This is a genomic window from Alteriqipengyuania lutimaris (genome assembly GCF_003363135.1).
GTDB lineage: Bacteria > Pseudomonadota > Alphaproteobacteria > Sphingomonadales > Sphingomonadaceae > Alteriqipengyuania > Alteriqipengyuania lutimaris.
Genome location: NZ_QRBB01000001.1, coordinates 969,132 through 992,665 on the forward strand (window position 1 = coordinate 969,132; position 23,534 = coordinate 992,665).

Annotated in this window: 30 protein-coding genes; 2 read left to right on the plus strand and 28 right to left on the minus strand. The window is 64.4% G+C overall.

Going from position 1 to position 23,534, the window contains the following annotated elements; translation table 11 throughout:
- Window positions 1-20: 20 nt before the first annotated feature.
- The 18 genes from DL238_RS04785 to DL238_RS16040 are packed head-to-tail and all read right to left on the minus strand — an operon-like array spanning window position 21 to window position 14,185.
- Complete coding sequence (locus DL238_RS04785; protein ID WP_115491213.1) at window positions 21-671, minus strand: hypothetical protein; 651 nt, start codon at window positions 669-671, stop codon at window positions 21-23.
- Window position 672: 1 nt separating this feature from the next.
- Window positions 673-951, minus strand: a complete 279-nt coding sequence (locus DL238_RS04790) for a hypothetical protein (RefSeq protein ID WP_115491214.1) — start codon at window positions 949-951, stop codon at window positions 673-675.
- Window positions 948-1,640, minus strand: coding sequence for an NlpC/P60 family protein (locus DL238_RS04795; protein ID WP_115491215.1), 693 nt, complete (start codon window positions 1,638-1,640; stop codon window positions 948-950). Before DL238_RS04795 ends, DL238_RS04790 begins: the two co-directional genes overlap by 4 nt.
- Window positions 1,641-1,669: 29 nt before the next feature.
- The gene (locus DL238_RS04800) at window positions 1,670-2,113 is read right to left on the minus strand and encodes a hypothetical protein (RefSeq protein ID WP_147290991.1); all 444 of its coding nucleotides are present in this window, start codon (window positions 2,111-2,113) and stop codon (window positions 1,670-1,672) included.
- Entirely contained in the window at window positions 2,110-2,520 is a 411-nt protein-coding gene (locus tag DL238_RS04805) for a hypothetical protein (RefSeq protein WP_115491217.1), read from the minus strand. Before DL238_RS04805 ends, DL238_RS04800 begins: the two co-directional genes overlap by 4 nt.
- Before the next feature lie 7 nt (window positions 2,521-2,527).
- Window positions 2,528-5,584, minus strand: a complete 3,057-nt coding sequence (locus DL238_RS04810) for a glycosyl hydrolase family 28-related protein (RefSeq protein ID WP_115491218.1) — start codon at window positions 5,582-5,584, stop codon at window positions 2,528-2,530.
- The gene (locus DL238_RS04815) at window positions 5,584-5,985 is read right to left on the minus strand and encodes a hypothetical protein (protein WP_115491219.1); all 402 of its coding nucleotides are present in this window, start codon (window positions 5,983-5,985) and stop codon (window positions 5,584-5,586) included. Before DL238_RS04815 ends, DL238_RS04810 begins: the two co-directional genes overlap by 1 nt.
- Before the next feature lie 12 nt (window positions 5,986-5,997).
- Entirely contained in the window at window positions 5,998-7,989 is a 1,992-nt protein-coding gene (locus tag DL238_RS04820; RefSeq protein ID WP_115491220.1) for a phage tail protein, read from the minus strand.
- Window positions 7,989-8,402, minus strand: coding sequence for a DUF6950 family protein (locus DL238_RS04825; RefSeq protein WP_181883819.1), 414 nt, complete (start codon window positions 8,400-8,402; stop codon window positions 7,989-7,991). The genes DL238_RS04820 and DL238_RS04825 overlap by 1 nt, the downstream gene beginning before the upstream one ends.
- Window positions 8,402-9,010, minus strand: coding sequence for a hypothetical protein (locus tag DL238_RS04830; RefSeq protein ID WP_115491222.1), 609 nt, complete (start codon window positions 9,008-9,010; stop codon window positions 8,402-8,404). Before DL238_RS04830 ends, DL238_RS04825 begins: the two co-directional genes overlap by 1 nt.
- Window positions 9,010-9,615 (minus strand): hypothetical protein, encoded by a 606-nt coding sequence (locus DL238_RS04835; protein WP_115491223.1) that lies wholly within the window; start codon window positions 9,613-9,615, stop codon window positions 9,010-9,012. The genes DL238_RS04830 and DL238_RS04835 overlap by 1 nt, the downstream gene beginning before the upstream one ends.
- A 37-nt stretch (window positions 9,616-9,652) precedes the next feature.
- Window positions 9,653-12,157, minus strand: a complete 2,505-nt coding sequence (locus DL238_RS04840) for a phage tail tape measure protein (protein WP_181883820.1) — start codon at window positions 12,155-12,157, stop codon at window positions 9,653-9,655.
- A complete protein-coding gene (locus DL238_RS16035; protein ID WP_181883821.1) occupies window positions 12,144-12,338 on the minus strand; it encodes a hypothetical protein in 195 nt (64 codons plus the stop codon). Before DL238_RS16035 ends, DL238_RS04840 begins: the two co-directional genes overlap by 14 nt.
- A gap of 59 nt (window positions 12,339-12,397) precedes the next feature.
- Window positions 12,398-12,781: a hypothetical protein gene (locus tag DL238_RS04845; RefSeq protein WP_115491225.1), complete on the minus strand. Its 384-nt coding sequence runs from the start codon at window positions 12,779-12,781 to the stop codon at window positions 12,398-12,400.
- A complete protein-coding gene (locus DL238_RS04850; protein ID WP_115491226.1) occupies window positions 12,781-13,239 on the minus strand; it encodes a phage tail tube protein in 459 nt (152 codons plus the stop codon). Before DL238_RS04850 ends, DL238_RS04845 begins: the two co-directional genes overlap by 1 nt.
- A gap of 21 nt (window positions 13,240-13,260) precedes the next feature.
- A complete protein-coding gene (gp17, locus tag DL238_RS04855; RefSeq protein ID WP_115491227.1) occupies window positions 13,261-13,647 on the minus strand; it encodes a tail completion protein gp17 in 387 nt (128 codons plus the stop codon).
- A 3-nt stretch (window positions 13,648-13,650) separates the two neighbouring features.
- Window positions 13,651-14,034: an HK97-gp10 family putative phage morphogenesis protein gene (locus tag DL238_RS04860; RefSeq protein WP_181883822.1), complete on the minus strand. Its 384-nt coding sequence runs from the start codon at window positions 14,032-14,034 to the stop codon at window positions 13,651-13,653.
- The gene (locus tag DL238_RS16040) at window positions 14,012-14,185 is read right to left on the minus strand and encodes a hypothetical protein (protein WP_181883823.1); all 174 of its coding nucleotides are present in this window, start codon (window positions 14,183-14,185) and stop codon (window positions 14,012-14,014) included. The genes DL238_RS04860 and DL238_RS16040 overlap by 23 nt, the downstream gene beginning before the upstream one ends.
- A gap of 11 nt (window positions 14,186-14,196) precedes the next feature.
- On the opposite strand from DL238_RS16040, the gene DL238_RS04865 reads away from it, so the two are divergent.
- Window positions 14,197-14,520 carry a hypothetical protein gene (locus DL238_RS04865; RefSeq protein WP_115491229.1) on the plus strand — a complete coding sequence of 108 codons (324 nt, stop codon included), beginning with the start codon at window positions 14,197-14,199 and terminating at the stop codon, window positions 14,518-14,520.
- Here the strand turns inward: DL238_RS04865 and DL238_RS04870 are convergent.
- From DL238_RS04870 to DL238_RS04915, 10 genes are all read right to left on the minus strand, one after another.
- Window positions 14,517-14,846 (minus strand): head-tail adaptor protein, encoded by a 330-nt coding sequence (locus DL238_RS04870; RefSeq protein WP_115491230.1) that lies wholly within the window; start codon window positions 14,844-14,846, stop codon window positions 14,517-14,519. The two genes, DL238_RS04865 and DL238_RS04870, sit on opposite strands and share 4 nt — an antisense overlap.
- Window position 14,847: 1 nt before the next feature.
- Window positions 14,848-15,429, minus strand: a complete 582-nt coding sequence (locus DL238_RS04875; RefSeq protein WP_115491231.1) for a head-tail connector protein — start codon at window positions 15,427-15,429, stop codon at window positions 14,848-14,850.
- 13 nt (window positions 15,430-15,442) lie between these two features.
- The gene (locus tag DL238_RS04880) at window positions 15,443-15,640 is read right to left on the minus strand and encodes a hypothetical protein (protein ID WP_115491232.1); all 198 of its coding nucleotides are present in this window, start codon (window positions 15,638-15,640) and stop codon (window positions 15,443-15,445) included.
- 51 nt (window positions 15,641-15,691) lie between these two features.
- Window positions 15,692-16,909 (minus strand): phage major capsid protein, encoded by a 1,218-nt coding sequence (locus DL238_RS04885; protein ID WP_115491233.1) that lies wholly within the window; start codon window positions 16,907-16,909, stop codon window positions 15,692-15,694.
- A 16-nt stretch (window positions 16,910-16,925) separates the two neighbouring features.
- Entirely contained in the window at window positions 16,926-17,564 is a 639-nt protein-coding gene (locus tag DL238_RS04890) for an HK97 family phage prohead protease (RefSeq protein ID WP_181883824.1), read from the minus strand.
- Window positions 17,551-18,717: a phage portal protein gene (locus DL238_RS04895; protein ID WP_234031086.1), complete on the minus strand. Its 1,167-nt coding sequence runs from the start codon at window positions 18,715-18,717 to the stop codon at window positions 17,551-17,553. Before DL238_RS04895 ends, DL238_RS04890 begins: the two co-directional genes overlap by 14 nt.
- A 74-nt stretch (window positions 18,718-18,791) precedes the next feature.
- Entirely contained in the window at window positions 18,792-20,519 is a 1,728-nt protein-coding gene (locus tag DL238_RS04900) for a terminase large subunit (protein ID WP_115491236.1), read from the minus strand.
- A gap of 10 nt (window positions 20,520-20,529) precedes the next feature.
- Complete coding sequence (locus tag DL238_RS04905; RefSeq protein WP_115491237.1) at window positions 20,530-21,015, minus strand: hypothetical protein; 486 nt, start codon at window positions 21,013-21,015, stop codon at window positions 20,530-20,532.
- A 69-nt stretch (window positions 21,016-21,084) separates the two neighbouring features.
- Entirely contained in the window at window positions 21,085-21,393 is a 309-nt protein-coding gene (locus tag DL238_RS04910) for an HNH endonuclease signature motif containing protein (protein WP_199798033.1), read from the minus strand.
- 291 nt (window positions 21,394-21,684) lie between these two features.
- Window positions 21,685-22,218: a hypothetical protein gene (locus tag DL238_RS04915; RefSeq protein WP_115491238.1), complete on the minus strand. Its 534-nt coding sequence runs from the start codon at window positions 22,216-22,218 to the stop codon at window positions 21,685-21,687.
- 327 nt (window positions 22,219-22,545) lie between these two features.
- Between DL238_RS04915 and DL238_RS04920 the strand changes: the two genes are divergently transcribed.
- A complete protein-coding gene (locus DL238_RS04920; RefSeq protein ID WP_115491239.1) occupies window positions 22,546-23,532 on the plus strand; it encodes a hypothetical protein in 987 nt (328 codons plus the stop codon).
- The last annotated feature ends 2 nt before the right edge of the window (window positions 23,533-23,534 follow it).

Below are 23,534 nucleotides of genomic sequence, written 5' to 3' on the forward strand. Positions count from 1 at the left end.
AGCGCGTGCGAACCCTCCAGCTAATCGGGTTCGGCATTCGGATCGACCGCCGTCTGCCGCTCCACCCAGTCGATCAGCGCGTCGAGCTGGATCGCCTGCTGGGTGGCGACGATGTCTCGTTCGAGTTGCTCTTGGGGCGAACGGTCCAAGCTTCCGGCGTTGGTGTTTTCTCCTTGGTAGGGAGGAAGTCTATGATCGCCGGGCGCTGCATCAGCTCGCCCGGTGGTGGAGCGAACGGCGGTGCTTCGCTGGTCTGCGGACGAACCGTCAGGCTGGCTTCTGGCTCGTAGTTCGTCGCGCAGCCGCTGAGCGCGAGCGTCAAGCTTGCCGAGGCGAGCGCGATAATTCCTTTGGATTGCATCGGTGATTTCCTCCTGCTGGGTCCGAACGCGCTCGAGCCGAGCCGTTTCAAGTCGCTGCGCTTTTTCCTGCGCGGTGCGGTAGTCGTCCTTGGTCTTGCGGTGGGCCGTTCGCTCGCTATCCCTCTCGCTTTTGTACGTGCGGGCTTTTTCGATCCACCCGGTGGTCTTGAACGGCCGCACTTTGAGGCCTTCGAGTCTGAGGGTCTGCACGGCAGCGGCCAGCAACACGATGATGAACAGGCCGCCGATGATCGCGGCGCGCAGGCCGGACATGGCGATGCGGGCGGAGGTCCATGCGGGCAGGGTCATGTCAGCGGTCCTCCGCTTGGTCGAGCCCGTGCATCGCAGACGCCTCGGGGTCGGGCTTGCTCGCATGCATTCGGGCATTGGCGAGGTCCGTGCCGCGTTGCTCCCAACGCTTCTGGATCGCCTCGACGATGCGAACGAGTACCAGCAGACATGCGGCCACGTCCCAGCCTTCCGGCTCGCGCACGGCAACCACCGCCAGCAATACCAGTACGCCGACGCCAAGCGCGCCGAGAAGGATGATTTCGCTGCCGTGGTTCGAGATCAGCGGGGCGCGCGTCATGCCTCGTTCCGCGACACCGCGGCCCCCGCGCTGGAAAGGCCCGGCAGCACCGGCAGGTCGCCGAAGGTCAGGGGAGCACGGCAGCCCAGCATCCGGTCGCTATCGAGCCAGACATCGCTCACGCTGTTGCGCTGGTTGCCGCCGCGAACCTTGATCCGGCGGCGTGCGGCGTCCCATGCGACCGCAAAGCCGACGTGACCGGAAATGCCGTGGTAGCTGCCACGCCAGAACACGGCGACCGCACCGAACCGGGGCGGGCTGTCCTTGCCGAACAGCATCCAGTTCCGCGCGAGATAGGGGTTCTGCGCCAGCTTGTCCTTGCGCGGCTCCTCCGGCAGCGTCAGCCGCAGGCAGGTATCGACGAAATCGCCGCACCACGGCAGCTTGCGCGGGTCGCCCAGCGCCTTGCCGTCGCTGCGCAGGAATCGGCTCAGCACGCCGTGATCGCGATGCTCGTGCAGGCCGATGTGCTTCGCCGCCTCGTTCATCCACGGCACGTCGTGCGAGAGGTCGGGAGCGAGGCCCAGCGCCTCGAGGGTCAGCGGGCCGACATAGGGCCGGGCACGAAGGCCCTGTGCCGCCTTGAAGGCGACCACGGCCGCATCGGTCTTGGGGCCATGGATGCCGTCGATCGGGCCGGGATCGAAACCGGCAGCAGCAAGCGCACGCTGCAAATCGCGTGTCGTCATCGTCTTTCTCCTGTGAGGGTAGAGGTCGTTCAGCCGCCTTCGGGCGGGTCGTCGAGTTGGCGCGCCAGCTCCTCGAGCTCAGAGTCTGGCTCTTCGGGCGTGCCGTCCTGCCGAACCCTCGTTACCTTCGGAGGCTCGCCGGGCGGGGTGGGCGTGATTTCCAGATAGCTTCGGGCGATACCGGTCAGCGCGGCCGACGCGATCGAGGGCACCATGCGCGCCACGGTCAGGATTAATGCCGTCCCGCCGAGCGCGGTCATCCCACCGATCAGCGCGGCGAGTTCCAGCGAAGTGCCGCTCGGCAGCAGCGCGCCGGCGAACAGGCACAGCAGAGGCGCGGTCATCGCCCCCACCATCACCGACTTGCCATAACCCTTCCGGGGACCGTCGAGCGCGATCAGCGCCAGCGAACCGAATGCGACGCCCACGAGGACGGCCCACCACTTCGGCGGGATCTCACGTAGCAGGCTCACCCATTCGCTCCGGCCACCGTCAGCAGCCAGACGAAGCCCACTCCCGGCAAGAGCAGCGCCATTCCGGACAGCAGGGCCGCCCGCGCCTTCTCGGGCCCGCAACGAAGCGCGCGACGATAGAACCCAGTCAGGGTCGCCACCAGGAACATGCCGAGGCCCAGATTGACGATGGCAAGCCGGGTCTCCCGGGCAATGGGCAGGCCCGCATCGGGGAACACGTTGACGCTCGATATGATCGCCCCGGCGATCACCAGGCCGGTGAAGATCGCCGTGGAAAGGTGGCGCTTCCAGCCCGGCTTGCGCCGGATCACCGACCAGAGTTCGCCGCGGAAGGCGATGAGCATGGCACAGGCAAGCAGGATCAGCGCCACCCGCAGGGCCACGGCGATTGCAGCGAGAATGGTCATAATTCGCCTACGCCGCCATCTCGTCGAAGGTGCCCACGCCGTTGTCGACGTAGGGCCTGCCGGCACGAACGCCGCCGCGCACGCCCGCTTTCAGGATCGTGCCGGTCGACGCGGTTCCCCCGGTCCCGGCCCCGATGATGAAGTCCACGCCGCTTCCCTGCGGATAGCTGTGCGAGAGAGCGACCACGACATCGTCTGCAGAATCCACCTGGACGGAAGCGACGCTTGCGCCGCGCGCGGCCTCGACCACGACGTTGTTGCCATCGCGCACCTCGGGTCGTCCGATCTGCCCGGTGACGGTCAGGCTCTTGCACCGGCCATTGTCGTTCGCGCCCTGGTTGAGGATGTGGACGCCGATCTGGCCCTCGAAATCGGGCGCATCGATATGCACGCGCCCGCTGCTGCACCGGGTAATCTCGGCCAGCTTGGTGCCCAGTGCGCCGCGCACCTGCATCGCGATGTCGAAGTGCGCCCCGCTGTCGGCCTTGAGGATGCCTTTCTTGTTGCCGATCGACTGTGCGCGGACGAAGAGCATGCCCTTGGAGCCGACGATCTGGATATCGGTATCGCAAGCGACAAACTGCCCGTTGGTGATGTGGACATCGCCATCGGTCGGATCGAGCTCGCGAATAGCGACCTCCGCATTGCGAATGGTGAAGCCGTCCAGGCGCGTCTTGCGATTGTACTGGCAGAAATAGAGACCATCGATCCCGCCCTCGGTGTCGTAATCGCGGATCGAGACCGCGTCCGAGGTGAAGCCGATATGCCCGCTGTGCCAGTAGCTGGCGCGCACCCGCACCTTCTGGAACACCGACAGGCCGCTGCTCTGGTCGGAGAAGCCGTCTGCCGCACTGTTCTTCGATATCACGTTAAAGGTGTAGGCGCCGTTGGTGACCACCGGGTCCCAGTGCCAGTTGGAGCAGGGGTAGGCATTGATTTCGCCGGGCTGGCGGTTTCCGTCGAACCCGATGTTGGCGAGCATCGGTTCGATCACGCCGACGCCGGGCGTGATCACCTTGTCGGTGTAGACCAGGGGGAAGCTGGTCGAGAGCACCACCTTGGTCGCATCGTTCGTGGCGAGGGCATAGCCGCGCTTCAGGCCGGTGCTGTCCGGGTTATTGTAGCTCTCGATATCGATCGAGTTGGCGTTGACCGCCGTGATCTTCCCGCGCGTGTTGTCGTAGGTGTTCGTGGAATCAGAGAAGCCGAGGCAGAAATCTGCACCGACCTTGCCGGCTAAAGTGGTGGCCGCATTCGGTACCGGGATATTCGTCTGATCCTTGCTCACGACCACGTCGATCTCGACGCTGACCGCAGGGATTTTCTTCAGCGCCGATTCGATCGGGTCGTCGCCCAGGATCGTCATCGTGCGCGGCACGTTGATCCCGCGGTCCATCATGTAGGGACCGGAGGATCGCGGGAAATAGAGATCGCGTCCGAAAGCAGCCGCAATGTCGCGCGCGTAGAGCACCTTCTCGGTATCGTTGGTGACGCCGTCCCCCTTCGCGCCATGATCCTTCACGTTGATCGGATACATCCGCTCCATGCGGTTGAGACGCCCACCGAGCAGCAGGTCTTCGATCGTCGTCTCGGACGTGCGCGCCGCCACCACCTCGGGATTGCTGTCGCCGGCATCGAGGAGGAGATTGTCGATCTGGGTCTGAAGCGCGGTGGCGAGCGCGGTGAGCGAGGCGACGTTCTGTTGCAGCGTCGTGATCTGCGTGCTCGATCCGCCAGCGGTTCCGGCCTTGATTGCGTGGAAGGCGATCTCGTGCGTCGCGGCGCCGGTCGCATCGAGCTGGATCGACCCGCCGCCGGGCAGCTCGATCATGCCGCCCGCGACGCGCTCGGTATCTGACCAGCTGCCGGCATCGAAGAACACCTCGACCGGATTGGCATTGAGATAGGCAGTGAACTTCGCGACCAGGTCCGCTCCGGCCGTCCCGTCTACGTCGGCCTTGGGCAACACGATCCGCGCGTCGGTCAGCGAGGTCCAGACGCCGCGCGCCTGCGTGTCAGAGGCAGGATTGACCGCGTAGACGGCCGCGCCAGATCGGCCGCCGAGCATGCGGTTGATTTCGGCCGCGAAAGTTGCCGCGCTCGCAACCTGCATCCGGTAGAAATTGCCGAAGGTGTTGACCGGACCCGTCATATGCCACGCGCCCGCCTGCGCGGTGCCGCGCAGTGTGCGGCGAACGATCCGGCGAGTGACTTTCCCGTCCTCCAACGTGTCGCTAACGCCCGCATAGCCGTAGAGTTCGATCCCGCTGTAGGTTCTCCTGTCCTCTCGATAAGGCTCGTAGGTCGTGGCGACCGCGCCCTTTTCGAGCTGGACCTTTCGATCGGCGGCGTAAGCGGGTCGCGCGTCGATTATCCCGAACAGCTCAAGGTCGACCGCAACCTCGTTCGGCCCCGCGACGAAACTGTCCGGTATTCCATCGGTCTGTCCGATCACGCGGGTGACGACGTCGTTCGCGTCTTTGATCGTAATCTCGGGCTTGGTCAGGCCGCTGCGGACATATTCGGTGCCGGGAGTAATCGGGATCGAGGTCTTCGTGCGCAGGCTAGATCCTGAACCGGTGGGGTCGCCCGTTGGGGCGTACTGCCCGATCTCCCACTTCGAAGGCGAAAGATCGACCAGGTTCTTGCCGGTCGCCGAAATGCTGATCGGCACCACCGGTGTGTCGGGATCGGTCCCCACGAAGCGCGGGTTAACGATGGTCTGCTCGCCCGTGTCCGGATGTGCGCGGCCGGGCGCGACATCGAGCGTCTGGATCGCGTCTCCGCGCAGGATCGCGTTGGCAGCGTCGGAGAGATCGTAGAACGCTCCCGCGTGGGTCGCGGCCTCCTGCGCAAAGACCTCGGCCGCATCGACCTTCTCCTGTCCCACCGTCTGCACGGTCGCCAACGCGGTCGCAGCTTCGGTGCCGAAGTCGTCGACAATGGTTTGCGCGGCGATCCGCTCATCACGCGCGCGGTCGGCCTGACGTGCGGCTTCCACCGTGTTCTCGCCCAGTTTCAGGACCGTTCCGCCCTCGACCAGCTTCAATGTCGTCGAACTCATTATTCGGTGCTCCCGGCTTGGACGTTGAACGGCCCCCGCATCCAGATTTCCGGCATTCCTGCGGTGCGTTTGACATGAATGTCGTAGACGCAGCTCACGTCCGCATCCGGATCGAGCCCCGCACCCTCGGCGCTTATGGCCTGCATCGTGGTCTCGTTGATGCGGATACCGATTTCGCTGGTCGGGATGCCGTCATCCCAAGTGACATCGACGAGCCGAAGGCCCTGCGCGCTCGCGGTAGTAACCGTGTCGAGATCGGCGCGTATCTGCCCGCCATTCCATCGATCGCGCACCTGCATGGCGAAGCTTGCGGTGGTCAGGTCCGCGCCTTCGACGAAGATCGAATGGACGAACGGAACCCACCGCCCCGCAGTGAGCGGGCGGGTGACGGGGTCTGGCATCAGGTATGGTTCCTACTGTGGTTGGATGGTTTCTTCGTAGGGATTGCGGCCGCCGCTGCCCGGAGGAAGGGCCCCGCCGCCCGAAGTGCCGGAACCGCCCACCGTGTCGGTCGTGATGTAGCCGCCGTAATGCCGGGCCGGATTGGCGGGGGTGTTCTGCGCTACGAAGAAATCCTCGGTCACCTGCCAGATGACAGCACCGCCGGCGCGCTCCGGGTCTTCGTAGAAGAGGTAGTATGTCGTCTCTGGGTCGAGCGAGGCGATGGTGTCGCCGGTCACGGCGACCGACTTGTCGGAATAGAGGCGCTCGTGATCGCCGATGGTGACGGTGGTGTCGGTTGCGGATATGGCGACGGGCGACTGGCTGCTGGTCGAGATGAGCAGTTCGTAGAGCGAGGCCGGGCCGCTCGCCGATGCCACCACCCCGTCGCGTTCTTCCGCGCTAGGCGTGTCGACCACCGGCGGTGCCGTACCCGCCCGGCCCAGCGCCAGAGCGTGCTTCGCATCGCTTTCGGTCTCCACCAGCAGGTTAACCGTCATGGTCTGGAAATCGATCGTGCGGTCGATCACCACCACCTTCACGCCGGCGAGGTTGTAATCGGCCATGTCGTCGGCGCAGACCAGGCAGGTCCCGATGCGATAGCGCCGCATCCGGGGCCCGCAGGGGATCTCGATCGGCCCGCGCTCGCGCAGCCGCGCCAGCTTGTAGGTGCACAGTTCGGCCGCCTGCTTGGCCTTGTTGCACAGATTGATCTGCGTTTCGCCCGCGCTGCGCTTCTCGCCTTTGTCGGCCGCGACATACTCGTCGATCACGATCTCGTCGCCGGGCACGAACTCCCACTGGTGGGCCTCGCTCGCGAATTTCGGTGTGATCGCATTGACCCGTTCGGCAATGCTCTTGCTGCTCGGCAGGCGAACAGGCGCGCCGGCCAGGTCCTTGGCGCTGATCGTGTCGACCGCCACGCGCGGCGCCTGCCACACGACGCCCAGCTTGCCGCCGGTCACCACCGGAATGCCGCCGCCCGCCGCGCAGATGTCCTTCAGGTTGTCCCAGCGGGGCGGGGCGCCTTCGCCTTCGTAGACGACACCGCCGCCTTCCCAACCGTTCGCATCGCAGACATTGGCGAATGCGGCCCAGTCGTCCCACCAGATGCCCTCGACCGGCCCGATGCCGTCGATCACAACCTCCTGGAACCCGATGCCGACACCCATGGTCAGCTTGCCGTTCTGGACCCTGCCCATCGCGTAGGTGACGGCCTGCACGGCGGGGCACTTGCTGAACTCGTAGGTCGATTCGACGAACTGCCGATGATCGCCCGATCCGTTCGGCAGTGTGCCGTCCTTGCGCGGATCGTAATTCAGCGCACCCAGCCACACGCCGCCCAGCGCGGCCATGCCGGATGCGAACCGCTTTCCCTTCTTGTCGAACACCGCGATGAACGCCTGCGCGGCCTGGCCGGAAAGCTTCGCGCTCGCACCCCATCCCGGGATCGGCGTATTCGTGCCCTGCGCCAGCGCGGACGGTTCCGGGCATTGGCCCAGCTGCGAATAGGCGAACAGCCAGTTGTTGTAATAGCCTACAGCGTCCCTGCCGGTGAAGGCGACCGGCTTGTAATCCACCTGCACCGATTCAAGCGCTTCGTAGGGCCCGCCGCCACCCGCCACGATCGCCCGGAAATAGAACGGGTTCTCGACATCGTTCGTCTTCGGGCCGTAACCGATCTCGTGCCGTATCACCCCGCCGAAATAGGTCCGGCCGAGCAGGTATGGCTGCGGTGGATTGACCGCCAGGATCGTGTCGGTGACGCTTCCGATGCGCGGCGGCTCCTTCGCCGTCAGCTGCGCACCCACGCTCGCGGCAGCGGTAATGACAGTGGCGATGCTGGTTACGCTCGCCGCAGTTGCCGCGAGTGCAGTTCCGGCCGCCGCGAATGCACCGATGCCGGTCGCGCCCAGCGCCACCACGCCGGCGATGGTCGCGACCTTGCCCAGTGCCCCCGACATCAGACCCTCCAGGCCCCCACATATTCATGCACGATCATCGGCACGATACGGCTGCCATTTTCGTGCCAGCCCAGCGCCTCGTTGCCGGCGTGCAGCAGGATGGCATCCAGCCCCTGATCGCCGCGCACCACGGCGAGGTCACCTAGCAGCATCGCCAGCGGCGCAATGCGAGCGCCCGGCAGTACTGCATCGAGCATCGCGGCCACATCGTCCCATCTGCGCTTCTTCAGAGCCCGGCGCGCACCCAGCGCCGAACGGATGTCCGGCATGGGCGGCGGGCGGTGGCCCATCTGGCGGAGGTGAAACCGCGCCATATGCACGCAGGTGGTCCGCGACGCCCAATCCAGCGGACGCTCGCGATACTTCGCCAGCGTGGCCTCGGTCGCGTGCTGGCGACGCAGAAGGTCGGGCATCATCGCAACACCTCTCGCTGGTAGAAACCACCGCCACCACCACCACCGCCGCCGCCGCCGCCGACGACACCGCCCGGAGGTGCCGCGACGCCCCAGGCAACCGGCGTCTTCAGCCCTGTCGCTTGGTCGTGGCCGGTCTCGCCCGGCCACACGGACTTGTGCCACGCGCCGCTCAGCGAATTGCCGCTGTTGCGCAGCAGCAGCCGCTCGATCATCGTCCCGACTTCGAAGTCGACCTTGCGCAGGGCCCTGCCGATCTCCAGCACGCTGCGATCGATCCGCCCGTCGTAATACTGCTCGGCGCTCGTGATCAGCCCGCTCGGCGCGTCGAACTCCGCTATCCAGACCTTCAATCGCGATCCCTGTATATCGTCGCTGTCGAGCGTCGCGACCGGCGTTCCCTTCGCAGGAAACACGCCGAAACCGGTGCTTGGCAGTTCATCCCCGAGGCCCTCGGAAATCGCATCGACCGCGGCGATCGATCCCCACACGGGATCCCTGCCGCGATAGGTCTCGCCCTCGAACACGAAGAACCCGCCATCGCACCAGCGGGCAGGGCCGGTCGGGAAGTCGACCCGCATCAGAACGGTCAGCCCGATCCGGCGCATCAGGCGACTTCCCGGATCTCGAATTCGGTCAGCAGGTGATGGGCCAGGCTGACTTCCCAGCTGCGCTCGTCACCCGAGACCATGCCTTCGATCATCGGTTTCGCCAGATGAACGCGCGCACCATCCGCAAAGGGCGCGCGGAGCATTTCGCAAAGCGGCAGCACGGCTTCACCGTTTGCATCCGCGGCCACTCCGCCGGCGACATTGTGCAGGTAGTGCTGCGCCTCGCCCTCGCTCTCGTCGACGATGGAAAGCCAGAAGCCCTCCTTCGCCGCGTAGTGCGGGGTCAAATTGCGCACGGCGAGGAACATGCCCGCCTGCCCCCCACCATCGACCACCGGCAGGCCCGGATTTCCCTGGTGCACGCCCGCCAGCTGGAACGGCACGCGCAACCCCTCGCTCTTGGCCCGGATCAGGCGCGAGACGATGACGCGCCCGTGACGCGCCATCTGGTGCGGCGGCAGGCCGAACTGGCAGCGATAGCGGTTCCCCGGCCGGTCGATCCGAATGGCCGATGCCCCGCTCGATGGTTCCTGCATCGCGCCGAAGTCCATCAGCGCCGGGGCCATCGCATTCGGCACCACGCCCTCGGGCAATTCGATCATCGGATAAAACTCCGACCGTCCTGAGCCTGTCTAAGGGTCATGACATCCTCCGCTTGCGCGAGCGCGCGAAGCTCATCTGCGCGCCCGCCGAACCTGCGCTGGCCGCCAACGACGCCATCGGGGCGGCCACCTGCGCGGCACGGCCATCGACGCGAACGTCGAAGTATGGGGAGGGTACGATCTCGACGCGCGAGCTGCGGCCCATGGCCCTGCTTTCCCGATTGGTGAAGACCTGCGATCCCCGCGGCATGGAGACCAGTTCCGGCCCGCGCTCGCCGACCAGCGCGAGGCCACCCGGATGGAAACTGGTGCCCGATGCATAGGCCGGGACACGATTGATGTTCGTCGCCAGCGTCTTTCCGAACAGGCCGGTGGAGCCGAGCTGGAGGAACAGATTGAGGGCGCTCTCGAAAATGCCGAGGAAGCCGCCGCTCTTGATCGCATCGGCCATCCCCCGCAGGCTGCCGACCGTCTTTTCGGCCATGTCCTTGAAGCTGTCAGCGATGCGCACCGCCTGTACGCGGGTCTTGTCCGCTGCCTCACGCGTCAGATCGGGGATCGTCAGGATGTCGGGCAGCTCTTCGACCTTGGTCCGCAGGGCGATCTTGTCGTCGAAGCCGTAATATTCGTTCCGCAGGCGACGGCGCGCCTCCGACTTCTGCCGGTCCGACAGTTGCGAAGCATCGATCGTCGCGAGATCATCGGCCATCGCGCGCGCCTTCTCGATTTCCGGGAACAGCCGGGCGAGTAGCGCGCGGGTGTTCCCGGCCATCTCGCGCATGGCATCGTCGACCGACTGCGTCGCCTTGCGCGCAGGGTCGACCATCAGGCTGTCGAGGCGCGCCATCTCCGATCCGATCGAGGCGACCATATCGGGCACCCAGCTGTTGCCGACGACGCGGTCGTACAGCCAGGCAAAACTGTTTTCGACCGCGGCGACCTTCTCCTGCACCCAGTTCAGAACCCCGCCCAGCTTGTCCATCAGCCAGGTCTTCACCCCGGTGTAGAGCTTCTGCATCGCGGCGATCGATCCGGGCGCCAGCGCTTCGATGATATTGAGCACGGCGTTGACGGCGTTGGTGACGAACCCCTTCGCAGATTCCCACGCCCCCCTGAAATCCCCGTTGAGCAGCGCGTTGATCGTGTCGATCGCGGTACCCATCTGCTCGAACACGTAGGTCACCAGTTCGAGCGCGGCCGACAACACCCGGATCAGCGCTTCGCCGAGCACCGAACCGACGATCCCGCCGAACTTCTCGACGACGCCCATCGCCATGCGGATGCCGTCGCCCAGCGGGCCTTGCCACAGATCGTTGAACGCGGCGGAGATCGTCGCGACCAGACGTTCCAGAGGCGGTCCGATTGCCTCCTTCGCGCGCGCCGCGAACGTCGCGAACACTTCCGAAATCCGATCCCAGTTCTTGTAGATCAGCAGGCCGAGCGAGGCGATAAGTCCAACCGGCCCGGCGAAGCGCAGCAGCAGCGCTCCCACAGTCTTCAGCGCCGTCATACCGGCAAGCTGCACGGCGAACTGGGCGAGGAATGATATCGCCGTGCCCAGCGGGTTGATGAACGCAGAGATCGCAATGCCGATCGGTCCGAACTTCGCGGCGAAGAGGGGCAGCAACGTCGCCGCGAGCGTGCCCATGATGAGCATCATCGGCCCGATCGCCGCCATCATCGCGCCCACCGCCACGATGGCCGTCTGCACCCCGCCGGGGAGATTGTTGAACCCGTTCACCAGATTGGTCATGCCCTTAACCATCGGCGTCAGAAGCGGCAGGAGCCGTTCGCCGATGACGACCCGCAATTCGTCGAGCGCTTCGGTGAAGCTGCGCCACTGGTTGGCTGCTCCCCCGCTGGTCCGGGCGACATCGCCTTGAGCATCGCGGGTGCTTTCGAGGATCAACTGGTACCGAGCTAGGATCTTCTCCTGCTCGGTCAGCTCGTCGCCCAGACCGGTCAGGCCCATTTCCATGGCTTTGGCCTTGACCGTCGCTTCGGTCAGGAACACGCCGAAATCGCGAAGGGGTTCGCTTTCTCCCGACAGGCCGGAACGGAGCTTCTGCAAGGCCTCGTCCCCTGAGACGTTGTAGAAGCTCGACAGGTCCTGCGCGAGGACGGTGAACGTCTTCGACATTTCCGCCGCCTCCTTGCGGGTCGGCGCGGCCTGGTTGAAGAATATCCCGAACGTGTTCGCCATCTGCTGCATGGCCTGCGTGCTGCGGCCCATGGCATCGCCGGTTTCACGCGCCCAGTCGCGCATCTCGCCCGAGAGGTTGTCGAACGTCGCCGTAAATGCGCTATCGAGTTCCTGCGCGTCGCTGGCGGCCTTCGCCGACAGGAGGCCGAAGGCGGCGATGGGCGTCGTGACGCCGATCGTCAGGCGCTTGCCGGTCTGCATCCACTTGTCGCCCAGCGCCTGGAACGACGCCTGAAGCCGGCCGAGGTCTCGCTGAACCTTCGTGCTCCCCGTCGCGAACTCGCTCGAATCCATCGACAGGGAAACCGCGAGGCGGGCGATCTCTTCACCTAGTGCCATCTTCAGTCTCCTGTCGTTTTGCCATCCGGGCGAACATTGCCCGCAGCTCGCCCGCGCCGGCATCGCGGTTTTTGGACTTCGCCGGCCTGAGCCAATGGGCCGGGTCCTTGATATCCTTGGTCCGGGCGAACCTCTCAGCCTGCCACCCGATCGTCAGGCTTTGCTCGACGCGCGCTTTCATGCGTGCGCTGACGATAAGGGCGAAGGTGCGCGGCGTTGCGGACCAGAAATCTTCCGGCTCTAACCCCGCTTCGCACCATTGCGCCCAGAGGTCTTCGTAGGTCGGCGGGGCTTCGGCTTCCCCGCCGCTCCGTTTCCCCCATCGGCCTTCGGTGCAGAATCGTTCGCCGCGCGCTGAACGGCTGTGGTGAAAGCGTCCGCATGGTCGTCCAGAAGCTCCTGGACATCCTCGATCGACATTTCGGAGTGATGCTTCCGAAGCGCCGCCCAGACGATGGTGGCGATGGCGCTGTGGAACCCACGCTGCGCGCGCTCCCCCAACTCGTGGAACGGGAGGCCGCTTTTCTCTTCGGCAGCAGCACGAGAGCCGAAGGGGAGGGCCAGCGTGAACGAGCCGACCCCTTCGATGTCGAGCGACGCTTCGCCCTTGGTCCGGTTGGCCATCAGGCGGGCTCTACGTAAGCGGCGCTGGCGACGACGGCGTTCACCGAAACCGTGATCGTCATCTCCATGTTGCTGTCCGGCGCGACTTCGCCTTCATCGATGCTGGTAACCTCGCCCAGCACGTCGTCGGTCCACACCAGCACGCCCAGCTCGGGATAGTTGAAGCGAATGAACCGATCGCCACCATCCTCCAGCGCCGCCTTCAGCGCGATATAGGTGTCGGATCCACGGCGGGCGTTGATGACGATCTCGGCTTCGCCGCTGTCGATCATGCCCTTCGTGTACTGGCGGCGGCGATTGGGCGACTTGAGCGTGGTCGTTTCGACCCGCTCCGCAGTCGGGCTTCCGGGGGTGAAGCTGCGAACTTCGCTCAGTTCGGTGAGATTTGCCGCGGTGTCGTCGGACGACATCCACACTTCGCCGTTCCAGCCAGTGCTGGCTTCCTGCGTCTCCGCCATATCGATTACTCCTGATTGGACCTAGGCCAGTGAATGTTCGGTCAGCAGGTCCGTGCTGAGCCGGTGAACGAAACCGATTCCGTCGACATCTTCGCCGAGGTCGCGCGGTCCTTGCGCGCGCGTGCGGCCGAACTTGATGCCGGCGACGATCTCAGGCTGCGCAACCCCCGCGATGATCGCTGCAGATGCCGCCCGCGCCTCGGCGTAGGTCTTGCTGAAGCTGTCGGCCTGCACGCGCGTGGAGCGCGATGAGGTGTATCCGCCCAGATGCTGCGGACGGGGATCGCTGATGGTCTGCAGCCGGACGTAGGGTAGGGCCGTGGCCTGGGGCACCAGAGACCAGAAGACCCGGTCGTGGCCCACTGCCGCCACGATGCGCTGGCGCAGAGCCATCTGCATATCCGCCATGCCCTACGCCCTAGCCTCCTTGAGTATGTCCGATCGCAGCTGTCCGGCGATCACGGCTTTCATATTGTCCTTTTCGCCGTCGAAAGCGGGCCGGATGAACGGCTCAGCGGGCATGTTGACCGTTCCCAGTTCGACGAAGTGTGCCCTCCAGGCCGCCCCGCCGACCGGTCCGATAGACACGCTCAAACCATCGTCTGCGAGCACGATCGAAAGCGAATCACGCAACTCGCCGCTACGAACCGGCACGAGCTGCTGCATCCTCGCGAGGACCGGCTCGGCTGCCTCCTCGAGCGCAGCACCTTGCCTGCGACCGTCCACTGCGGCGACGGTCCGATCTATCTTGCTCTCTAGCTTTCCGAACCCGTCAATCTTCGCCCGAAACTTCATCGCCCTGCTTCTCGTCGCGGTGTTCTTCGACCTGCCCGGTCTCGATGAGGATGCGTGCATCGCGATCGAGCGGCTCGTAGATCCGGCCAAGGTTCTTGACGAACTTCGGCGGATAAGGGTTACAGTGCTTTCTCTTCGTTCTGACCTTCACCGGAGCCTCCTATGCGCGCGATCTTGGCTATTGCCGCTGCGACCACCCTCTCCGGCTGCGCAACCAGCGCAGCCGGGTTGGCCGCCACTGAAATTGATGCGTCCTACTCCAGCGAGAAGAGCCCAAAGGATTGGGCGCTATGCGTTGCAGAAGCCTTCCAGGGCTCGAACATGCTTCGCGACGACGGTACGAACTGGTGGATCATCCGACCCAACAGCTATGGCGTTCCGATCTCTCGATGGGACTTCAAGCCCACTCCCACCGGATCGGTCGCGGAGCTGCGATCGTCCATCGGCCTGAGCGATGGAGACGATAAGGTTCGAAGCTGCGCCTAGCCTCCGCGAACGGCCGTAATCTCGATCTCGCCCCGCCGCGGCGTATCGGGTGCCATACCCTCTATATCCCACACCGTGCCGGCATGCTGGATGCGGTCGGTCACCTTCAGGCCTAGGGTGATCGGATTGGCGAGCATGCCGAACGTCGCCGGCTGCGAACCCTGTTCCATCGCCGCCTGCCGCCGCTCGTCGCCGCGACCGTAGAACACGGCGGCCCATTCCTGCCCGATGGCCGACCAGGTCGGCACTTCTTCGCCGTAATCGTTCTGCGCCATCGTCGCCCGTTCGAGAGTGACGAGCTTATCGCGCCGACCGATCCGGACCATGTCAGATCATCACCGGGCGGAAGGGTGTGCAAAGGTGCGATACGCCGAACGGAACTACGCCCCCCGCGCCAGTCGTCACCACCGCCTCGCGATTCATGTAGAGATGGCCCAGCATCAGTCTGACGGCCGAGAGGAGGGCAGGCGGAGCCTCGCCTTCCGCGTAACCGGCGTCGAAGGTAACGACGACATCACAGCCCACATCGGACGGCCACTGTCCGCCCACGATGGGCCGCAACTCGCCCGCTTCGGAAAACCGGAAAGCGCCTGGGTCCGCGCTGACCTCGCTGCCTTCGTCCCCAAGCCATTCCATCGCCGTGACGGCCGTAACCGGACGAACGGCCAGGTCGATGGAGGCGGACGCGAAGGACGGGAGAGCCTGCGCCCGCCAAGTCAGCCCGGTCACCGGCCCGAGCTTCACGCCGCAATAGAGCTCCACATACTCGATCGCCGCATCGCGCAGCGCCCTAATCAGATCGTCCTCCGCATCATGGGACACCCGCAGATGCGCCTTGCACGCGTCGAGCGAAAGGATGGCGTCCCCATACCCGGAAGGCATGGGGACGTGGCCGAGCTCGAACAGCATGGGAGGGCCTCGATCAGCCTTTGCTTGCTTTAGTGGCCGGATCAGCGGCCTTTCTCTTCACCTTGGATCTGGCTGCCGCGCCTTCCTCAAGCGCGCCCATATCGATCAGCGGCTTTGCATCGGCTTCCGACATCGTGCGGGTATCGCCGCGTGCGTAATCCTTCGTGCCGTCGGTTTGAGCCTTCAGAACGGTGTACTTTTTGGTGCTCATGTCACGCTCCCGAAAGAGGATGGGCGGAGCCGCGACCCCGCCCATAGTGAATTAGGCAGCAGGTGCCGGGAAGGCGCCGTCGACGAAGGCGTCGGTGCGATAGACCGTGAAGGCCAGGCGCTCTTCCGCCAGGATCGTCACCATGTTCTTGATGAAGTCGTCCTGGTTCTCGGTCGACGCGACGACCTGCGACTGCATCCGGTCGAACAGTTGGGCAGCGGTGCCCCATGCCCCGACGGTGAATTCGCCCACAGTCTGTGCCTGGGTGGGAACCACGGGCAGGCCCCAGAGGGTCGGCGCCGCCGTGCCCTGCGGGTTGCCGATGATGTAACGACCCTCGCCGTCCTTCGTCAGTTCGATCTCCGCCCAGTCGATCGGGTGCAGCACCTGACCGTCCGCCGGATATTCGGCCAGAGCGACCTGCAGCTGCGCGATGCGCAAGATGTCGATCTTCGTCAGCGGATCCGGGCCGGTAAAGCCGTCCGGGGCGGCATAGTCGGCGGCCTGCGGCTTGATACCGAGAAGGTTCTGACCCGTGCCATCGCCCTTGAGCAGCTGCACATCTTCGACGAAAGCGAGGCCGTAGCGCAGGCGGCTATCGATCATCGACCGAAGGGCCGGTGCATCCGAAAGAATCTCGGCAGAGGCCTTCATCCAGTGAGCGATCTTGCGAACCGGGGCTTGCTTCAGATCGAACTTCAGCGACGACTCCGGCTTGGCCGCGCCTTCAGCGGTCATGCCGGCGTTGTTGGTGAAGCCCGTTTCCTGTACGTATTCGATCGAGGATGCGCTGGTCTGACCGGCCGCCACGAGCCCGCGAATGGTCAGGCGACGATCGGGCAGATTGGGATAGGCGGCCTGCACCCGCTCGGCTCGGACCAGATCGCCGGCCGAACCGTCCGCATCGGTAGTCAGCGAAGTAATCGCTTTGGTCTCGACGCTGACCGAACGGCCCTGTTGCGCCCCGTTCGGGAACGCGGCCTTGAATTCGGCGCTTTCGACGAAAGCCTGGCCCGGCGTCTTCGGCGCTTCGTCACGGCTGCCGCCACGAGTCATTTTCTGCTCGAGTTCGGAGAACGCACTTTTCAGTTCGTTCATCTCGGTCAGCGCGCCGTCGATCTGTTCCTTCTGCGAAGCGGTCAGGCTCTCGTTAGCCTGAGCCTTGCCAAGGGCGTCCTCGGCGAACGCCTTGACCTCGTCCAGTTTCGTTTCGAACGCGCCTTTGAGTTCGGTGGCCAGCTCGGCCACCGATTTTGTTTCGGTCGTCATGTTATGGTCCTTCAGGTTACGCGGGCGAGTGCCCGGAAAGCGTGGCAAGGAACTCCCTCGCCTCGTCATCGGATGCACTGCCGGGCTCACCCCGGAGCAGATGCGACAGGCCCTTGCCCGCGATCGCGGTGGCCTGTGATTTCGAGAACCCGGCCTCGCGCAGGAAGTCCTCGAATTCAGGCAGGGTCGGCAACTTGCCTTCGCCCGCAATATCTTTCACGTTAGTGATCAGCGCCTTGCTGTTCATCGGAATGGTGACCAGCGATATCTCGTGCAGAGCTACCTCGACGAGTTGCCGCGCCTTCCCGATCACCCTGTCTTTCAGCGTGCGGTAGCCGACCGAAAGCCCGCCTAGCGCGCCGTCTTTCGTCATCGCATGAGCATCCTGACCTGCGACGCTGGACATGCTGAAGCGGCCCTTCACATGCAGCCCTTCGGAGGTCTCGGTCCATTCGCGCCACACGCCAACCGGGCGGCGCTGATCGTGAAACAGCAGCATCGGGATCGACTTGCGACCCTCGAGGCTTTTGCCGATCGCTCCAGGCAGCATCACGTCACCGCCGAAATCGAGATTGCCATAGCCGGAAGCTATGCCTTCGATGGCGCCGTCGGCATCGATGCTCTTGATATCGAGGGGGAAATCAAGCGCGTCCATCGTCACCCTCCACCGCTCGCGACAGTGGGACGTCCTGCATCTGTGCCATGATAGTATCTCCGCCTTCGATCGGCGGCAGACCCTCGAGGCGCCGCACTTCATTGGTCGTCATGAAAGGCCGCATCTTGTCGTAAAATTCGGCTCGGCCCGCGCTATCTGCGCGCAGGAACCCCTCCACATTGAATTCGATCGATACTCCGGCCGCCCGATCGCTCGCCGTGAGTAATTGATGCTCAAGCGCACCCTCAATGCGCTTCAGCCGCTTCCGCATCTTGAACTTCATCAGGCTCAGGGTCTGATCTGAGATACTGCTCCCGAGCGTCGTATTGCCATGGACATGCCCGATGAGGTGTGGGTCCACCTCGAACGCGCGACCGACTTCTTCAACGCTGAAGTATCGGCTTTCCAGCATCTCGGCATCGGCCGCATTCATCGAAAGTTGCGACCACGATAGTCCGCCGTCGAGCAGCATCGGCCGTCCGGCTTTCATCGCACCTTGGAACCGTTGCTGTAAGCGGTCCTCCAGTACGGCGCGCTGCTCTTTCGTCAGCGGTTCACCGTCTTTCGTCAATATGCCGGAGGGGCGGGCGCCGTTCTCGAATGTTGCACCTGCGGCGCGCTCGGTCGCCAGCGCAGTACCGAATGTTTGCCGTAGGACGGTCAAAGGCGCGGCGCCGCCGAGGGGGCCGCCGAGTGCACCTCGAATGTGCAGAACCTCCTCTTGTGCACGACGCTGCGCCACACCGCGCTCGTCGGTCCAACGGTACTCCAGAGCGCCAGTATCAAGGCGTTTAACGGTGACGATGTCGGGCCGGATGGGCGTTAACGAACGCAAGATGCCGCTCTGTCGCCGGTCGAGGAAGGCGAACGCATTGCCGCGCAGCTCGAGACTGGCGACCATGAACTCCCAGAAATCGAAAGCAGACTGATCGAAATTGGGGCGGGTGTGCAGCAGTTCGAACAGCGGGTGCCGACGGTCTTCGACCGGCACGCCATCGGCGCCGCGCCGGTAGATGGTGAGCGGTAGCGCAGCGATGTTCCCGGCCCAGAAGTTCACGCACGCCCACGCCGCGGCGAGCCCGACTACACTGTCGGCGGTCACACGCTCTCCCGAAGCGATCGAGATCTCGGGCAACCATCCATCGGGCTTCACGAGCGACAATGAACGAGATCCATATGAGGCATCTTTGGTCTCTAGCCCGAGGGCCTTACGCAGCGACCAAGCCATCAGGCGTAACTCTCGATCCATTCATCCACGTCGACGCCAGCGCCCGCCGCCTCCGGGTTCAGTTCGAGGAGCTTGGTCGCGTTCATGCCTGCCATCAGCGGGTCGATCTTGGCGTCGCCGGAGGAATACTTCACCAGCATCACCGATTGCCGTCCCACTTCCTCCTTCGCGTTCGAGACACACCAGGCCATCATCGGCGATCCGTCATGGACCGCCTGACCGAACTTGAGTTTGCGGGCGAGGCCCACCACGGCGGACATCAGCCGGAAACCCTGCGACAGGCCGACCAGCTGCTCCGCTTCGATTCCTATGTTGACCAGCTCGTCGGTCAGGTCGCTCACGCCCTGCGGGTCCAGTCCGATCGCGCCCCGCTCGGGCAGCAGACCGGACGCCTGAATTTCGCGGACCAGGTCGACGATTTCCGCGATATCCTGCGGAAGTTCGTATTCCTCGTCCTCGGGCGGAGCGTCCTTGCAGATGACCAGGTCGCCATCCGCCTCGAAATCCTTCAGCAGCGGAGCGATCTGCTTGCGCCGCTCGAGCACCTCGGGCCACGCCCATGCCCTGAAGTGGTACAGCCAGCGGTTCGTCCCGCGCTCTCGTCCAGCGACGCACAAGCCGTAGAGGTCGTCCATCCCGCCGCCGTCGATCCCGATCACCAGCACTTCGCAGCGCGCGATCATCGTCTCGATCGTCAGCGTCCGGTCCGCCGCCGCATCCCAGTAATCGCCGCCGCGCCACCGGTCGCGCCGCAGCCTCAGCCCGATCTCGACGTTCAGGTGCTTGGCGAGGAATATCTGCAGGTCTTCGCCATCGCCCCGGCTCGCCTTGGTCAGCTCGCTCTCGAGATACTCGGTCGAGACCGACCGGCCGAGATGCGGGTTCGTGACGTGGAAATTCTTGGGCTCGAGATACGCCTCGGCCTCTAGCATCTCTTCCGGCCACTCGTAGAGCACGCCGAGCGTCTCGGGATCTGCGATCACCCCGTCGCGCACGTCGCGGAAATATTCCAGCTCGCTCTTGAACACGCCCGATGGCGGCTCGTCGCTATGCGTCGTGACGAACAGCACGAAGCCTTCCGGCCGCGCCGCCAGCCCGCCCAGCGCCTCGCGCAGCATCGCCGCGCTCTTCGGCCGCTTGCCGAACAGCCAGAGCTCTTCGACTAGCACCATGCCGGCCTTCTTGCCCGACTGCGTGTCGCTGTCCGCAGCCACCACCTTCAGCGACGCCCCGGTGACCCGATGCCGGATCGTCCGGCGGTTCTCGATCACGTGCAGCATCGTGGACAGTTCCGCGTCCGCGCGGATCATGCCCACTGCCGGCTCGAAACTGTTCCCCGCGACCTCGATCGTCGGGGCGAGGATCATCAGCTCGGCATTGTGCCGCCAGTTGACGATCAGCGCCGTCAGCATAACGCCAGCAGCGATCGTCGACTTGCCGTTCTTCTTGCTGATCAGCAGCATGAAGCGACGGATCAGCCGCCGTCCTGATTTTGGGTCCTCCGCGCCGAAGATCGCCTCGACCAGGTCGAGAACGTCCGGGTCGACCACTTCGCCCAGCGTCGGCCAGGACATGTCTTCCTTCCGCGGCAGGTCGGTGACCTGTAGGCTGCGGAACACGCCCATCGCGTCCGCCGCCTTGTCCGGGAACAGGGGCGCGATCGGCACCAGGCTCTCACCCGCGACGATCCGCTCCCGCCAGTCCAGGCAGGCGGTCGACCACTTCATGGCGCGACCCTCAGTTTATGTGCGTCGGCGCGGGCCGCGGCGCGAACACGCCTTCGACCTTCCCCGCGTCTTCGATCCGCTGCGCCTTCACGCCCTTGGACGCGGGCTTCGCCTTGGGTTCGCGGCGATCCTTGATCACCGCCGACGCGCGACGCGCATTGCGCACATCGTCGCACCGGTCGAGCAGCGCCTTGGTCGCGCTGGTCGATCCGGCTTCCGATTGCTCCCACAATTTCGCGAGCTGCGCGGCCTCGACCTTGTCGAGCATCGCCTCGCGCTGCTGCACCTCTGAAAAATAATGCTTCCGCAAAGTCGGCTGAGTGATCCCCAACGCGGCGGCAACCTGTTTCACGTCTCGCCCCATGGCGAACAACATGCTGACCCGCTTGGCTTTTTCGTCCGTGCGGACATGCTCCGGCCGCCCGCGCTTGGCATTCCGGATGATCACGGGATCGCCGAACAGGTCTACGACCCCGGAATTCTCATCGTCCGCCAAAAAAAATCTCCGAATGGGAGAACCGGCGGTGTTTCGCCGCACGGTCCTCTGAACTTTCGACCAGCCCCCCTATCGTCGGGATTTTGCGCGCTCAGCCCGCACTCGGGCGGTCTTTGCGTTGTGGCAAGGCCAGCACATCAGCATGACGTTGGCTGGATCGAGCTCCGCTCCGCCGTCCTTCCGCTCGACGATGTGATCTCCGATGATCCTGCCGCCAGCACCGCACCGCTCGCAGAAGGCGCCGCGCTCGGTTTTGATCTTGCGCATCAGCCCGCGCCACTCGGGCGACTGGTAGAACCGCTCGGCCCGCTTCGGCAGCGCGCGGAGCTTCGCCTTGGGCGGAGCGAGCCGCGGCTTGAGCATCGTCAGCTTCGCCACGTGGTACTCCAATCGCAAGGCGGGCACCGCAGCCCGCCGTCAAGGGCCGCAGTGCCCGCTCCCTTGGCAGCGTATCGATCCGGCTCAGGGGGGGAGGGGGACCGGCTCGTACGCCAGCGCCAAGCCTACCTTCTGAGTACCCCCATTCGGCTGCACAAACGAAATGCTAAATTTGCTGCACAAAAATGTTGTGCAATTGACTTTTCGCAACGCTCGCGCGGCGGCGGGCTAGACCTGCACACTTTTCCGCGCTCGGTCGAAGCGCTTGAACAGAACGACGCGCTATCCCGCTCAGTCGCGCGCGCGGTCGATCCCCTTCAGGGCAATGGCGCGGGCACGATTGACGGGCCATCCGTTCAACTGGCACAGGATCAGCGCGAGGCCACGCAGATACCTATGCTCGAGGGCGCGCGGGGTCCGCTCGCTCTTGGCCCAGCGCCTGATCTTAGACCAAGGCACACACGCCTCGCCCTTCTGGAGCCGCGCGGTCGCCATCCACACCACCTGCCGGTCGAGCGGATCCTCCAGCAGGTCGAGCCACGCCGTCACCCGATCCCGCTCGCTCACCTCGGCCGCGTCGAGAGCGGTGCGCGGCGCACGCTCCACCGCAACGCCGTCCACGCCTTCGCCGCCATAATCGCCCGCCACAACCGACCGCTGCATCAGATGCCAGGGCGCATCGCCCGCGAAGGGCCAGTGCGTGCCGCCCGGGCTGCGCCACCACAACACCTGACAATCGATCAGCGCGGCTTCCACCTCAGCAAGCGTGGAAGGAGCAGCGATGAACCCCATGGAAGTCTGCGCAGAAGCCGAAGCGGCGGTCATTTTCTCAACCCTTTCAATATCTTGATACTCATCTTCATCCACCTCGGAAGGAAGGATGGAAGGAATGGAAGCGAAAGTGAGGGCAAAGGCGCTGCGAACCGCATCCTGAATGTTGTGCGGGAGAACCGCACAATTCGCTTCCACACTTCCAGAGCCGCAAGAAACCGCGCCAAATTCGCTTCCGAGGGACAAATCCGTAGGGTTACGTGGTGTGGAAGTTGGAAGCGCAGCGCGCTTGCTCAATCCGGCTCAGGGCGGCACTCTCTCCAGGTTCAGTGCGGAAAAAGATGGGTGGTAGTCCGCGATCCTATCGGAGGAGAACCGACCGTGGCCGATACGTTGCTCGATGCCGACAATGCGCCCATTCATTTTTCTGAGGAATTTCGCCGTGCGAAGCGCAACGCACTGTTTTGGGCGTCCACCACGATCCTCTTTGCCTTGGGAACCGCCGCAATAGACGGTCGGCTCGAATTGAAGGCGATCATCGAAGGCGTCAGCTTTCCTTCTGGTCTCCTGACCACAATCTGTTTCTTGGCAACGTCGTACATGCTTTTTGGCTATCGGCGCGCCGAGAAGCGACTGCTGAATTTTCACACGCCTTTCGCGATCGAATTGGCGATGGGCGACGCGGCCGAGCAAAGTCGTGTTCTGGCGGACAGGTTGCGCAAATATAACGAGATGGTCGCGCAACGTATCGAAACTTTCCGCCCCGCGGTGGAATCCGTTCGAGCGTATCTCGACGATTTCGAGACTGGTTGGCTTAGGAAGATTTCGAGTGAGTTCGTGCAAAATCCATGGCGCGATGCAACCACCACGATACCACCGCCAAGAACGGTCGCCATGATGTCCGATGAGCAACGGGCAAATGCTTACACGGCATGGGCACACCAGCTGCAAGAGCGGTTGTCGCAGACCGAATCCAGCGCGCGAGCCTTCCTGAATGAAAAGCTTGCCGCAGTTGAAAGAGGCTTGGGCGAAGCCACAAACCAGATCAGACAGATCGAGATCCAGCAGGTCGAAATCACAGACACGGACGTCGCCGGAATATCGGCCGAGTTTGTCTTGGCAGCCGAGCGTATGCAGGGTTTCGCTGCTAATATAGGGAAGGTCGAACGACGGTGGTTCACAGGGTTCGATCGCGGCATCGTATGGGGTCTCGGCAGCCTTGCTCTTATATTGGCAGTGGTTCGGCTTGTTGCGCCGGACGCGCTGGCAGCAGGCGTCGATTTCTTTTTTGCCAGCGAGCAATACGCTCCCGCGGGCCCGGCGTCCTTGCCGCCCCCCGCTACGACCGTCTCCTCGACCCCCCGCTGACG